General features: G+C 73.0%; 11 protein-coding genes. 3 read left to right on the plus strand and 8 right to left on the minus strand.

The window, feature by feature from the left end; translation table 11 throughout:
* Nucleotides 1-49: 49 nt before the first annotated feature.
* From MRBLMG1_RS05485 to MRBLMG1_RS05495, 3 genes are all read right to left on the minus strand, one after another.
* Nucleotides 50-1,603, minus strand: coding sequence for an MFS transporter (locus MRBLMG1_RS05485; protein ID WP_367821269.1), 1,554 nt, complete (start codon nucleotides 1,601-1,603; stop codon nucleotides 50-52).
* Nucleotides 1,604-1,694: 91 nt separating this feature from the next.
* A complete protein-coding gene (locus MRBLMG1_RS05490) occupies nucleotides 1,695-2,108 on the minus strand; it encodes a RidA family protein (RefSeq protein WP_367821270.1) in 414 nt (137 codons plus the stop codon).
* The gene (locus MRBLMG1_RS05495; protein WP_367821272.1) at nucleotides 2,105-3,304 is read right to left on the minus strand and encodes an acyl-CoA dehydrogenase family protein; all 1,200 of its coding nucleotides are present in this window, start codon (nucleotides 3,302-3,304) and stop codon (nucleotides 2,105-2,107) included. The genes MRBLMG1_RS05490 and MRBLMG1_RS05495 overlap by 4 nt, the downstream gene beginning before the upstream one ends.
* Before the next feature lie 138 nt (nucleotides 3,305-3,442).
* Here MRBLMG1_RS05495 and MRBLMG1_RS05500 point away from each other — a divergent pair, with 138 nt between their 5' ends.
* Together MRBLMG1_RS05500 and MRBLMG1_RS05505 are read left to right on the plus strand one after the other, a co-directional pair.
* Nucleotides 3,443-5,074 (plus strand): AMP-binding protein, encoded by a 1,632-nt coding sequence (locus MRBLMG1_RS05500; protein ID WP_367821274.1) that lies wholly within the window; start codon nucleotides 3,443-3,445, stop codon nucleotides 5,072-5,074.
* 49 nt (nucleotides 5,075-5,123) lie between these two features.
* Nucleotides 5,124-5,942: a PaaX family transcriptional regulator C-terminal domain-containing protein gene (locus tag MRBLMG1_RS05505; protein ID WP_367821276.1), complete on the plus strand. Its 819-nt coding sequence runs from the start codon at nucleotides 5,124-5,126 to the stop codon at nucleotides 5,940-5,942.
* A gap of 20 nt (nucleotides 5,943-5,962) precedes the next feature.
* On the opposite strand, the gene MRBLMG1_RS05510 is transcribed toward MRBLMG1_RS05505, so the two are convergent.
* The 3 genes from MRBLMG1_RS05510 to MRBLMG1_RS05520 all read right to left on the minus strand — a co-directional run bounded on the left by MRBLMG1_RS05510 (nucleotide 5,963) and on the right by MRBLMG1_RS05520 (nucleotide 9,635).
* Entirely contained in the window at nucleotides 5,963-6,445 is a 483-nt protein-coding gene (locus MRBLMG1_RS05510) for a DUF1772 domain-containing protein (RefSeq protein ID WP_367821278.1), read from the minus strand.
* Nucleotides 6,446-6,534: 89 nt separating this feature from the next.
* The gene (locus MRBLMG1_RS05515; RefSeq protein ID WP_367821280.1) at nucleotides 6,535-8,823 is read right to left on the minus strand and encodes a bifunctional salicylyl-CoA 5-hydroxylase/oxidoreductase; all 2,289 of its coding nucleotides are present in this window, start codon (nucleotides 8,821-8,823) and stop codon (nucleotides 6,535-6,537) included.
* Nucleotides 8,808-9,635, minus strand: coding sequence for an enoyl-CoA hydratase family protein (locus MRBLMG1_RS05520; RefSeq protein WP_367821282.1), 828 nt, complete (start codon nucleotides 9,633-9,635; stop codon nucleotides 8,808-8,810). The genes MRBLMG1_RS05515 and MRBLMG1_RS05520 overlap by 16 nt, the downstream gene beginning before the upstream one ends.
* Nucleotides 9,636-10,077: 442 nt before the next feature.
* On the opposite strand from MRBLMG1_RS05520, the gene MRBLMG1_RS05525 reads away from it, so the two are divergent.
* Nucleotides 10,078-10,506, plus strand: coding sequence for an ATP-binding protein (locus MRBLMG1_RS05525; RefSeq protein WP_367821338.1), 429 nt, complete (start codon nucleotides 10,078-10,080; stop codon nucleotides 10,504-10,506).
* A 133-nt stretch (nucleotides 10,507-10,639) separates the two neighbouring features.
* Here the strand turns inward: MRBLMG1_RS05525 and argF are convergent, their stop codons facing one another.
* Nucleotides 10,640-11,653 carry an ornithine carbamoyltransferase gene (gene argF, locus MRBLMG1_RS05530; protein ID WP_367821284.1) on the minus strand — a complete coding sequence of 338 codons (1,014 nt, stop codon included), beginning with the start codon at nucleotides 11,651-11,653 and terminating at the stop codon, nucleotides 10,640-10,642.
* A 144-nt stretch (nucleotides 11,654-11,797) separates the two neighbouring features.
* Nucleotides 11,798-13,030 carry an arginine deiminase gene (locus tag MRBLMG1_RS05535; protein ID WP_367821285.1) on the minus strand — a complete coding sequence of 411 codons (1,233 nt, stop codon included), beginning with the start codon at nucleotides 13,028-13,030 and terminating at the stop codon, nucleotides 11,798-11,800.
* Nucleotides 13,031-13,102 lie beyond the last annotated feature (72 nt).

Raw genomic sequence — 13,102 nt, forward strand, 5'->3', positions numbered from 1 at the left:
CAGCGACGGCCCCGCCGACCCTCCTACGGGTCGGTGGGGCCGGTCTTGTTCAGGCGGCGCCCGGGGGGCCCATGCCGCCCTTGAGGCGTTCGAGGTCGGAGGCGCGGACTTGGATGACGAAGAGGGCGACGAGGGCGCCGACGACGGCGAAGATGGCGGCGGTGACGAAGCCGGCGGAGACGCCGGAGGTGAGGACCTGGTCGGCGTAGGGGGGAGGGAGTTGGCCGGTCTTGGCGAACTGGGCCTTTTCTAGGGGGCCGGCTTGGGAGAGGAAGGCGGGGACCTGTGTGTCGGCCTCGTTGCGGCTGGCGGTGCCGAAGACGGTGACGAGGATGGAGAGGCCGAGGGAGCCGCCGACCTGCTGCATGGCGTTGAGGAGGCCGGAGGCGGCGCCGGATTCCTGGGGCTCGACGTTGGAGAGGGCCATGATGGTCAGGGAGACGAACATGAGGCCCATGCCGAGGCCGAAGACGAGGATGGGGCCGAGGATGCTGCCCAGGTAGGTGGAGTTCACGTCGGTGAGCGTGAGCCAGGAGAGGCCGGCCGCGGCGAGGATCGAGCCCGTGACCATGAAGGGTTTGGGGCCGAACCGGGGAAGCAGGTTGGAGGTGAGGCCGGCGCCGACGCCGATGATGGCGCTGACCGGGAGGAAGGCCAGACCCGTCGTCAGGGGGCTGAAGCCCAGGACCTGTTGGACGAACAGGGTGAGGAAGAAGAACATGCCGAAGATGGCGGCCGCCAGGCACAGCATGATGACGTAGGTGCCCGAGCGGTTGCGGTCGGCGAACATGTGCAGTGGCGTGATGGGCTGCTGGGAGCGGCGCTCGATCAGGATGAAGGCGGCCAGGAGGACGACCGCGGCCGCGAACGAGCCGATCGTGTAGGGGTCGCTCCAGCCTTCCTGCGCGGCCCTGATGAAGCCGTACACCAGCGCCACCATGCCGAGCGTCGAGGTGAGCGCGCCGGCGAGGTCGAAGTGGCCGGGGTGGCGCTCGGACTCCTTGACGTGGCGGGGTGTGAGGAGCGCGATGACCAGGGCGATCGGGACGTTGACGAAGAAGATCCAGCGCCAGTCGAGCCATTGGACGAGCATGCCTCCGGCGACCAGGCCGATCGCACCGCCGCCGGCCGAGACGCCGGCGAAGACGCCGAAGGCCCGGTTGCGTTCCGGACCTTCGTCGAACGTCGTGGTGATGAGGGAGAGCGAGGTCGGCGAGGCTATCGCGCCGCCGACGCCCTGGAGGGCGCGGGCCGCGAGGAGTTGCCATTCGCTCTGCGCCAGTCCGCAGAAGAGGGAGGCGAGTCCGAAGAGCAGCACGCCGAAGATGAAGACGCGTCGCCGGCCCAGGATGTCGCCGGCGCGCCCGCCGAGCAGCAGGAGGCCGCCGAAGGTGAGCGTGTAGGCGTTGACGACCCAGGACAGGCTGGTCGTGGAGAAGTCCAGGGCGCTCTGGATGTGCGGGAGCGCGATGTTCACGATCGTGATGTCGAGGACCACCATCAACTGGCAGGACGCGATCACGAACAGGGCGATGCCCTTTCCGTCACCGCCCTTGCGCGGGGTGGCGGTCTGCGCTGGTGTCGTCGGCTTTGGTGTACTCATTGGGCGCCTCGGGCCTCGCCTGGTGAGTGAGCCGTGGGCCGGTCAGTCCACCTTTCGACACTAAGCCCGGCCCGGACGGGTGACCAGTTGATCAAGCGTGGGCGGGCTCGTCCAGGACCGCGAAGCCGTCCAGCTCCACGCGTGCCTGTTCGTCCCAGAGGCGTACGACTCCGATGACCGCCATCGCGGGGTAGTCGCGGCCCGCCAACCTGCGCCAGACGCGGCCCAGTTCGTGGGCGTGGGCGCGGTAGTCGTCGACGTCGGTGGTGTAGACGGTGACGCGGGCGAGGTCGGCGGGGGTGCCGCCGGCGTGGCGCAGGGCGGTGAGGAGGTTGGCGAGGGCGGTGGTGAACTGCTCGGGGAGCGTCTCCCCCACGACCTTGCCCTCGGTGTCGAGGGCGGTCTGTCCGGCGAGGAACACGAACCGGGTGCCGGTGGCGGTGACGGCGTGGGTGAAGCCGGCGGGCGGGGCGAGTTCGGCCGGGTTGTGCCGGTGCAGGCTCATGCGGACGGGACCTCCTCGGTACGGGGAGCGGCGGCGCGGCGCGGTGCGGCGCCGGGTGCCCCTTCTCCATGGTCCTCCCGGCGGGACGCGTACAGCTCCTTGGCGATGATCGTGCGCTGGACCTCGGTGGCGCCTTCGTAGATGCGGGGGGCACGGACCTCGCGGTAGAGGTGTTCGAGGAGGTGGCCGCGCTGGAGGGCGGCGGCGCCGTGCAGTTGGACGGCGGAGTCGACGACGTACTGGGCGGTCTCGGTGGCGAGGAGTTTGGCCATGGCGGAGCGGCGGGGCACGTCGGGGTCGCCGGTGTCGTAGGCGGTGGCGGCGGCGTAGACGAGGAGGCGGGCGGCCTCGGTGCGGGTGGCCATGTCGGCGATGCGGTGCGAGACGGCCTGGAGGTCGGCGAGGACGCCGCCGAAGGCGGGGCGGGCGGCGGTGTGGGCGAGGGCGGCGTCGAGGGCGGCCTGGGCCATGCCGACGGCGAAGGCGCCGACGCTGGGCCGGAAGAGGTTGAGGGTGTTCATGGCGACCCGGAAGCCCTGGTCGGGTGCGCCGAGGAGGTCGTCGGGGCCGACGGGGACGCCGTCGAAGGTGAGGGTGCCGAGGGCGTGCGGGGCGAGCATGTCGAGGGGTTCGCCGCCGAGTCCGGGGCGGTCGGCGGGGACGAGGAAGGCGGTGACGCCGCGGGCGCCCGCGCCGGGGGTGGTGCGGGCGAAGACGGTGGCGAAGTCGGCCTCGGGGGCGTTGGAGATCCATCGCTTCTCGCCGTGCAGGTGCCAGCCGCCGTGTCCGTCGGGGACGGCGTCGAGGGCGAGGGCGGCGGCGTCGGAGCCGGCGCCGGGCTCGGAGAGGGCGAAGGCGGCGACGGCGCGTCCCGAGGTGACCTCGGGGAGCCAGCGGGCGCGCTGGGCGGGGGCGCCGAAGGCGGCGACGGGGTGGCTGCCGAGGCCCTGGAGGGCGAGGGCGGTCTCGGCCTCGGTGCAGGTGCGGGCGAGGGATTCGCGCAGGAGGCAGAGTTCGAGGGCGCCCGCGTCGAAGAGGCGGGCGAGGAGGCCGAGGTCGCCGAGGGCGGCGACGAGGGGGCGGTTGACCCGGCCGGGTTCGCCCTTCTCGGCGAGGGGCTTCAGGCGTTCGGCGGCGAGGGCGCGGAGCTCCGCACACCAGGTGGTCTGTTCCGGATCGAGCGAGAATGCGGGCATGTGGGCCCTCTCTGACGCCCTCGGGCGTCTTCGTCCCTGTGCCGTGGGGCTACCTTGTCGCGGACCGTTGACTGTCGTCACCAACACGATACGCTCGTGTGGCGTTGAGCGACCCCACCACGACAGGGGGACGGACTCATGGAGCTGACACCCTCGGCCCACCTCGACACCTTCGCCCGGGACCGGCTGCCACCGCCGGACCGCTGGCCGCACCTCCTCTTCGACCTTCCCGAGCTCGCGTACCCCGACCGGCTCAACTGCGGGGCCGAACTCCTCGACCGCACGGTGCAGCGGTTCGGCCCGGACCGGCCCGCCTTCCACGACGGCGAGGGCGGCGTCTGGAGCTACGGCGAGCTGCGGGACCGGGTCGACCGCATCGCCCACGTCCTCACCTCCGACCTGCGGGTCAAGCCCGGCAACCGGGTCCTGCTGCGCGGCCCGACGACCCCCTGGCTGGCCGCCTGCTGGCTCGCCGTGATGAAGGCGGGCGGGGTCGCCGTCACCGTCCTGGCCCAGCAGCGGGCGGCCGAGCTGGCCGTGATGGCGGACGCGGCCCGCTGCACCCACGCGCTCTGCGACGCCCACGTCCTCGACGACCTCCTCCAGGCCCGGATACCCGGCCTCCGCGTCACCCCGTTCGGCGGCGACGGCCCGGACGACCTGCTGGCCCTCGCGGCCGGCCGCCCCGGCCCGTACGAGGCGGTGGCCACGGCCGCCGACGACGTCGCCCTCATCGCGTTCACCTCCGGCACCACCGGACGGCCCAAGGGCTGCGTCCACTTCCACCGGGACGTCCTCGCCGTCGCCGACACCTTCTCCGCGCACGTCCTGCGCCCGCTGCCCGACGACGTGTTCGCCGGCTCGCCGCCGCTCGCCTTCACCTTCGGCCTCGGCGGGCTCGTCGTCTTCCCGCTGCGCGCCGGGGCGAGCGCGGTCCTGCTCCCCCAGGCCGGCCCCAAGCAGCTGCTGGCCGCGATCGAACGGCACCGCGTCTCGGTGCTCTTCACCGCGCCGACGGCCTACCGGGTGATGGTCGACGAGCTGTCCGACGGCACCGCCCCGGACGTGAGCTCGCTGCGCCGATGCGTCTCGGCGGGCGAGAACCTGCCGGAGGCGACCTGGCGGGCCTGGTACGGACGCACGGGCCTGCGCCTGATCAACGGCATCGGCGCGACCGAGCTGCTGCACATCTTCATCGCCGCCGCCGACGGCGACATCCGCCCCGGCACCACCGGCCGCCCGGTGCCCGGCTGGCAGGCCAGGATCGTGGACCGGGAGGGCCGGGGCGTCCCGGACGGCACGGAGGGGCTGCTGGCGGTGCGCGGCCCGGTGGGCTGCCGCTATCTGGCCGACGCGCGGCAGACCGAGTACGTACGGGACGGCTGGAACGTCACGGGGGACACGTACGTCCGCGAACCCGACGGCTACTTCCGCTACGTCTCACGCGCCGACGACATGATCATCTCGGCCGGCTACAACATCGCGGGGCCGCAGGTCGAGGAGGTCCTCCTCGACCACCCCGACGTGGTCGAGACGGCGGTCGTGGGCCGCCCGGACGACCTGCGCGGCCAGGTCGTCGTGGCGTACACGGTGGTACGGGCCGGGGTGCCGCGCGACGCCGGCACCGCCGCCGCCCTGCGGGCCTTCGTGCGCGCCCGCATCGCCCCGTACAAGTCGCCCCGGGAGATCGTCTTCCTCGACGCGCTGCCCCGCACGGCCACGGGCAAGCTCCAGCGCTACCGGCTGCGCGAGGAGGTGCGAGGGGTGTGAGGCGCCGCGAGCCCGGCCCGATCGGCTGGACACCCCCTAAAGTGATCACGTGGCCGAGCAGCACACTCCCCGTTCCCTGATCGTCTCCCTCTACGGCGCGTACGGCCGTGGGCCCGACGGCTCGCCGATGCCGGTGGCCGGGCTCATCCGGCTGCTCGCGGCAGTGGGGGTGGACGCGCCGTCGGTGCGTTCCTCGGTGTCGCGGCTGAAGCGGCGCGGGCTGCTCCTGCCGGGCCGGACGGCGGACGGGGCGGCGGGGTACGCCCTGTCGGAGGACGCGCGGCGGCTCCTGGACGACGGCGACCGCCGGATCTACGCCCGTACGGAGCCGAAGCTGTCCGAGGGGTGGGTCCTGGCCGTCTTCTCGGTGCCGGAGGCCGAGCGGCACAAGCGGCACCTGCTGCGCTCGCGGCTCGCCCGGCTGGGCTTCGGATCGGCCGCGCCGGGCGTCTGGATCGCGCCCGCGCGGCTGTACGACGAGACCCGCAACGCCCTGGAGCGGCTCGAACTCTCCCCGTACGTGGACCTGTTCCGAGGCGACCACCTCGGGTACGCGGCGACGGCGGAGGCGGTGGCCCGCTGGTGGGACCTGCCGGCCATCGCGGGCCTCCACGAGGATTTCCTCGCCGCCCACGAGCCGGTGCTGCGGGCCTGGCGGACGGAGCCCGGCGGCGCCGAGGACGCCTACCGGGCCTACCTCCTCGCCCTGGACTCCTGGCGCCGCCTGCCCTACGCCGACCCCGTCCTCCCGGCCGAGCTGCTGCCCGACGACTGGCCCGGCCGCCGTTCGGCCGAGGTCTTCACCGCCCTCCACGAGCTGCTGCGCGACCGGGGAGCGGAGTTCGTCCGGCCCGTGGTGGCGCCCTGAGCCCTGAGCCCTAAGCCCTTCTAGGTCCGGTTCCGTACGGCCAGGGCCTTGAGGAGGCAGGCGAAGCCCGCTGTCGTCAGGACGGCGCGGACGATGTTCCAGGTCACCCAGGGGCCTTCGAAGGCGGCGCGGGCGGCGGTGGGGTCGTGGGCGGTGGCGAGGGCGTCGTTGAGGGGGACGTTCGCGGCGGAGGTGACGAGGAAGACCGCGACGGCGAGGACGAGGGCGGCGAGCGTCCAGACGCGGGCGCGGCCGGCGCGGTGCTGCCAGGCGGCCACCGCGGCGAGGATCACGGCCCCGAAGAACGGGGTGAAGAACACCGGGTTCTGGATGACGTCGTTGACGTTCCGCATCACCTCGACGTAGACCTTGTCGTCGCTCCGCGCCAGCGCCGGCATCACCGAGCAGACGTACGCGAACCACACTCCCGCGAGGAGTCCGGTCGCCGCCGTCGCCGTGCCGAGGACCGCCCCGGCACCCTTCCCGCCCCTGTTTTCTGTCATGCCCTCATTCAAGAGGTCCGGCGGCGCCCGCACCATGCTGTCGCGTCGCACCGGCATACGCGGGCGTCCAGGCGATCCGGCCGCCGGTTCTACTCCCGGCGGCCCGTGGGGGGTCGACGGCTGCCGGCGCGGTACGGGGCGGGCCAGGGAGCTGCCGGGCCCTCGTAGCCCTGCTCGGCGGCCGCGTGGAGGGTCCAGTGCGGGTCGTAGAGGTGGGGCCGGGCGAGGGCGCAGAGGTCGGCGCGGCCGGCCAGGAGGAGGGAGTTGACGTCGTCCCAGGACGAGATGGCGCCGACGGCGACGACGGGGATGCCGACGGCCGCGCGGATGCGGTCGGCGTACGGCGTCTGGTACGAGCGGCCGTAGGCGGGGGCCTCGTCGGGGACGACCTGGCCGGTGGAGACGTCGATGGCGTCGGCACCGTGGGCGGCGAAGGCGCGGGCGATCGCGACGGCGTCCTCGGCGGTGGTGCCGCCCTCGGCCCAGTCGGTGGCCGAGACGCGGACGGTCATGGGGCGGTCGTCGGGCCACATCTCCCGTACGGCGTCGAAGACTTCGAGGGGGAAGCGCAGCCGGGCGTCGAGCGATCCGCCGTAGGCGTCGGTCCGGCGGTTGGTGAGCGGGGAGAGGAAGCCGGAGAGCAGGTAGCCGTGGGCGCAGTGGAGTTCGAGCAGGTCGAAGTCACAGCGGGCGGCACGGCGGGCCGACGCCGCGAACTCCTCGCGTACGGCGGCGAGTCCGGCGCGGTCCAGGGCGCGGGGGGTCTGGTTGACGCCGGGCCGGTACGGCAGCGGGGAGGCGGCGACGAGCGGCCAGTTGCCGTCGGGGAGCGGCTGGTCGATGCCCTCCCACATGCGGCGGGTGGAGCCCTTGCGGCCGGAGTGGCCGAGCTGGACGCCGATCGCCGTGCCGGGCGCCTGGGCGTGCGCGAAGGCGGTGATCCGGCGCCAGGCGTCGGCCTGTTCGCCGTTCCAGAGGCCGGAGCAGCCGGGCGTGATGCGGCCTTCGGGGCTCACGCACACCATCTCGGTCATGACGAGTCCGGCGCCGCCGAGGACCCTGGCGCCCAGGTGGACGAGGTGGAAGTCGCCGGGGACGCCGTCCTCGGCGACGTACAGGTCCATGGGCGAGACGACGATCCGGTTGCGGAGGGTGAGTCCACGCAGGCGGAGGGGGGTGAACATGGGCGGTGTGCCGGGCGGGCAGCCGAAGTCGCGTTCGACGGTGTCGGTGAAGGCCGGGTCGCGCAGCCGCAGGTTGGCGTGGGTGACGCGGCGGCTGCGGGTGAGCAGGTCGAAGGCGAAGCGGCGGGGCGGCCGGTCGACGTGGTCGGCGAGTTCCTCGAACCAGCGGAGGCTGGCGGCCGCCGCGCGCTGGGTGGACTCGACGACGGGGCGGCGCGCGGTCTCGTAGGCGCGCAACGCCTCGGCGAGGTCGGGGTGTTCGCCGATTGCCGTGGCGAGGGCGAGGGCGTCCTCGACGGCCAGCTTGGTGCCGGATCCGATGGAGAAGTGCGCGGTGTGGGCGGCGTCGCCGATGAGCACGGTGTTGCCGTACGACCAGCGCTCGTTGACGACGGTACGGAAGGCGGTCCAGGCGGAGTTGTTCGCGCGCAGCTCCCGGCCGCCGAGCGCCTCGGCGAAGATCTTGGCGCAGCGGGCGGTGGACTCGGCCTCGTCGAGTTCGTCGAAGCCTGCGGCCCGCCAGACCTCCTCGCGCATCTCGACGATGACGGTGGAGGAGCGTGCGGAGTAGGGGTAGGCGTGGAGCTGCATCACGCCGTGCTCGGTCTCGGCGATCTCGAAGCGGAAGGCGTCGAAGGGGAAGTCGGCGGCGAGCCAGATGTAGCGGCAGCGGTGGGTGGTGATCCCCGGCCGGAAGTGCGCGGCGTGCGCCTCCCGGGTGCGGCTGTGGACGCCGTCGGCGGCGACGACCAGGTCGTGGGTCGCGGCGAGCTCGGCGGCGGGCGGCGCCTCGGTGCGGAACCGGAGCCGTACGCCCAGTTCGGCGCATCGGTCGTGCAGCAGCTCCAGGAGCCGGCGGCGGCCGAGGGCGGCGAAGCCGTGACCGGTGGAGGTGGTGCGGTGGCCCCGGTGGACGACGTCGATGTCGTCCCAGCGGACCAGCTCCCGGCCCAGCGCCTCGTAGACGGCCGGGTCCGCGTCCCTGATGCCGCCGAGGGTCTCGTCGGACAGGACCACGCCGAAGCCGAAGGTGTCCGACGGCTCGTTCCGCTCCCAGACGGTGACCTCGCGGTCAGGGTCGAGCCGCTTGAGCAGCGCGGCGGCGTAGAGCCCGCCGGGGCCGCCCCCGATGACGGCGATCCGCTGCGATCGGTGGGCGACCCGGGGGCCGGCCATGGCTAGCGGCCCTGCCATTTCGGGGGGCGCTTGGCGGTGAAGGCGGCGTGGAACTCGGCGTAGTCCTCGCCGTGCATGAGGAGCGCCTGGGTGGCCGCGTCCAGTTCGACGGAGGCGGCGAGCGGCATGTCGAGTTCGGCGGTGAGGAGGGCCTTGGTCTGGGCGAGGGCGAGGGCGGGGCCGTCGGCGAGGCGACGGGCGAGGGCGGCGGCGCGGTCGTCGGCGCCGCCTTCCTCGGTCAGTTCGCTGAGCAGGCCGATGCGCTCGGCCTCGGCGGCGTGCACGGGTTCGCCGAGCATGAGGAGCCGGGTGGCGTGGCCGAGGCCGACGACCCGGGGCAGCAGGTATGCCGCGCCCATGTCCCCGCCGGAGAGGCCGACCCGGGTGAAGAGGAAGGCGAAGCGGGTGGTCGGGTCGGCGATCCGGAAGTCGGCGGCGAGGGCGAGGACGGCGCCGGCGCCGGCCGCGACGCCGTGCAGGGCGGCGACGACCGGGAAGGGGCACTCGCGCAGTGCCCGTACGACCTGCCCGGTCATCCGGTTGAAGTCGAGGAGCCCGGCGGTGTCGAGGGACAGGGTGGCGCCGATGATCTCGTCGACGTCGCCGCCCGAGCAGAAGCCGCGCCCCTCGCCGCCGAGGACGAGTGCGCGGACGGTCCGCTCGCGGGAGAGTTCGGCGAGGAGGTCGCGCAGGTCGGCGTAGGCCCCGAAGGTGAGGGCGTTGAGTTTGGCCGGGCGGGCGAGGGTCACGGTGGCGACGCCTCGGTCGATCTCCAGGCGCAGGTGCTGCCAGCGGGGCGTGCGGGGCGCGGAGCCGGTAAAGGGGCTCATACGGAACGGCCTCCTTCCTCCGTTCGGAGGGTATCACTCTACTGTGACTACCGTCACGAGTACGCGATAAAGGAGGTGCGGGCTCCGCCCTCACAAGGTCCCTGGAGTCTCGTGACCGAAGTCCCCGGCGGTCAGGGTGGGGTGCCCTGGGAAGCGGATTTCGGGCCTCGTAAGGTTGAAAACAGGACGTCTAGGGATATCTCCACCGCCCACTCGGCCACTCGCCCTCCCGATGAAGGGAGCCTGCCCCATGCCCGAAGCCGCCGGACCCGCCGACCCCGGCCCCGCTGACCCCGGCCCCGCTGACCCCGACCCCGACCCTGCCGATCCCCGCCTTGCCGGTTCCGGCTCTGCCGACACCGGCCTTACCGACACCAGTACTGCCGACACCGGCGCCACCCCCGCCGGACCGGCCCCGGCCGGGCCCCCGGTCTCCTGGCGCATCCGGCTGCCGCACACGACCGCCGCCGTACCGATCGCCCGCGCCCTGATCCGCACCGCGCTGCTCGACCTGGACCCCGACGGCGCCGACCGCCCCGACAGCGACACGGCCGAGCTGCTCACCGCCGAGCTGGTCGCCAACGCCGTCGAGCACACCGCCGGACGGGGCCCCATCGAACTGGTCGTGGAGCTGCTCACCGCGCCGGGCGGCTGCCAGATCGAGGTCCACGACTCCGAGCCCGCCCGGCCCGGTCGGCTCGCGTACCCCGCCCCGGGCGCCGAGGTCGACCCCTGGCAGGAGCACGGCCGCGGCCTCCTCCTGATCCGGGCGCTCAGCAGCGACTGCGGCCACCGGCCCACCGCCCAGGGCAAGGCGGTCTGGTTCACGCTCCCGGGGATACCGGCGCAGGGCCGGGCCCGGGAGCCGTGATGCGCCCTCCAGGGGGTGTGTTGTCGATCAGGCCGGGGCAGGGAGTGGGGCTTGGGGGGTCTTGCCGATCAGGCCGGATCAGGGAGTGGGGCTTGGGGGGTCTTGCCGATCAGGCCGGATCAGGGAGTGGGGCTTAGGCAGCGGCGGGACCGGCCAGTGTCGCGACGAGGACCGCCTTGATCGTGTGCATCCGGTTCTCGGCCTCGTCGAAGACGACCGAGTGGGCCGACTCGAAGACCTCGTCGGAGACCTCGAGTTCGGTGAGGCCGTGGCGGGCGTGGATGTCCCGACCGACGGCCGTGCCCAGGTCGTGGAAGGCGGGCAGGCAGTGCAGGAACTTGACGTCGGGGTTACCGGTGGCGCGCAGCACGTCCATGGTCACGGCGTACGGGGCGAGGGCGGCGATCCGCTCGTCCCAGACCTCCTTGGGCTCGCCCATGGAGACCCAGACGTCGGTGGCGACGAAGTCGGCGCCGCGGACGCCCTCCTTCACGTCCTCGGTGAGCGTGATCGTGGCGCCGCTGGTCGCGGCGAGCTCGCGGGCGGCGGCGACGATCTCCGCGGCCGGCCAGTACGCCTCCGGGGCGACGATGCGGACGTCCATGCCGAGCAGGGCGCCGGTGACCAGGTAGGAGTTGCCCATGTTGAAGCGGGCGTCGCCGACGTAGGCGAAGGCGATCCCGTCCAGCGGCTTGTCCGTGTGCTCGGTCATGGTGAGCACGTCGGCGAGCATCTGGGTGGGGTGCCAGTCGTCGGTGAGGCCGTTGAAGACGGGGACGCCCGCGTAGGCCGCGAGCTCCTCGACGGCGACCTGGCTGTCACCCCGGTACTCGATGCCGTCGAACATCCGGCCGAGGACCCGCGCGGTGTCCCTGACCGACTCCTTGTGACCGATCTGGGAGCCCGAGGGGTCCAGGTAGGTGGTGGAGGCGCCCTGGTCGGCGGCGGCGACCTCGAAGGCGCAGCGGGTGCGCGTCGAGGTCTTCTCGAAGATCAGCGCGATGTTCCTGCCGCGCAGCCGCTGGACCTCGGTGCCCGCCTTCTTGGCGGCCTTGAGCTCGGCGGAGAGCGCGATCAGGGCGCGGAACTCCTCGGCGGTGAAGTCCAGCTCCTTGAGGAAGTGGCGGCCGATGAGGTCTGTGGCCATGGGACGCGCTCCTGGGGTAAGAGTCGGGGGTCGCCGAAGGGACGACGGTCGGGACCCTGGAAGTCTATACGAACTTCAGCATTTCTATACAGCCCCCTGGGTGGACCCCACCCCAGCCGTCCCCCAGCCTCCCCTCCCCCGCCCTCAGGAGGCGTCCCGCTCCACCGGACAGCTCATGCAGCGCGGGCCGCCGCGTCCCCGCCCCAGCTCGCTGCCGGGGATCTCGATGACCTCGATCCCCTGCTTGCGCAGGTGCGTGTTGGTCGTGACGTTCCGCTCGTACGCGACGACCACGCCCGGCTCCACCGCCAGCACGTTGCACCCGTCGTCCCACTGCTCGCGCTCGGCCGCGTGGACGTCCTGGGTCGCCGTGAGGACCCGGATCTCCCGGAGCCCGAGGGCCGCCGCGATGGCGCTGTGCATCTGCTCCGGCGGATGGTCCGTCACCCGCAGGGGCCGGCCCTCGTCGCCCGGTTCGATCGTGTACGAGCGGAGCATGCCGAGCCCCGCGTACTGGGTGAACGTGTCCTGGTCGACCATCGTCATCACCGTGTCCAGGTGCATGAACGCCCGCCGCTTCGGCATGTCGAGCGCGACGATCGTGCGCGCCGAACCGGCCGCGAACATGCCCCTGGCCAGCATCTCCACCGCCTGCGGCGTGGTGCGCTCGCTCATCCCGATGAGGACGGCGCCGTTGCCGATGACGAGGACGTCCCCGCCCTCGATCGTCGACGGGTAGTCGGCCTGCCCCTCCGACCAGTGGTGGAAGGCGCCCGCCTCCGGGCCGGTGAAGAGCGGATGGTGCTTGTAGATCGCCTCGAAGTGCACCGTCTCGCGCTGCCGGGCCGGCCACCGCATCGCGTTGATGGAGACGCCGTCGTAGATCCACGCCGAGGTGTCCCGGGTGAAGAGGTGGTTCGGCAGCGGGCCGAGGAGGAAGTCGTCCAGGTCGAGGGCGTGGAAGCGGACCGAGGTCGGCTCCCGGTGCGCCGCCAGGAACTCCCGCTTCGTCATCCCGCCGACGAGCGCTTCGCCGAGCGCGACGGCGTCCAGCGAGTCGAACGCGGACCGCAGGTGGTCGGCGGCCAGCGGCCCGTACTCCTTCTCGTCGAAGACCCGGTCGAGGACCAGCGCGCGGGCGGCCGGCACCTCAAGGGCCTCGCTCAGCAGCTCCCCGAAGAGGTGCACCACCACCCCCCGGTCGCGCAGCACGTCCGCGAAGCCGTCGTGCTCCTGCCGGGCCCGCCGCACCCAGAGCACGTCGTCGAAGAGGAGGGCGTCCTTGTTGGACGGGGTGAGCCGCTTCAGCTCCAGATCGGGCCGATGGAGGATGACGCGGCGCAGCCGCCCGGTCTCGGAATCGACATGGAATCCCATGCGCCCATCCTGACGGAGCCTGGCGGCCACGGCCTGCCTTTCGCAGCAGGCCGGGCCGGGTCGGGTCGGTGC

The sequence above is a fragment of the Streptomyces sp. LMG1-1-1.1 genome, assembly GCF_040815545.1.
Taxonomy (GTDB): domain Bacteria; phylum Actinomycetota; class Actinomycetes; order Streptomycetales; family Streptomycetaceae; genus Streptomyces.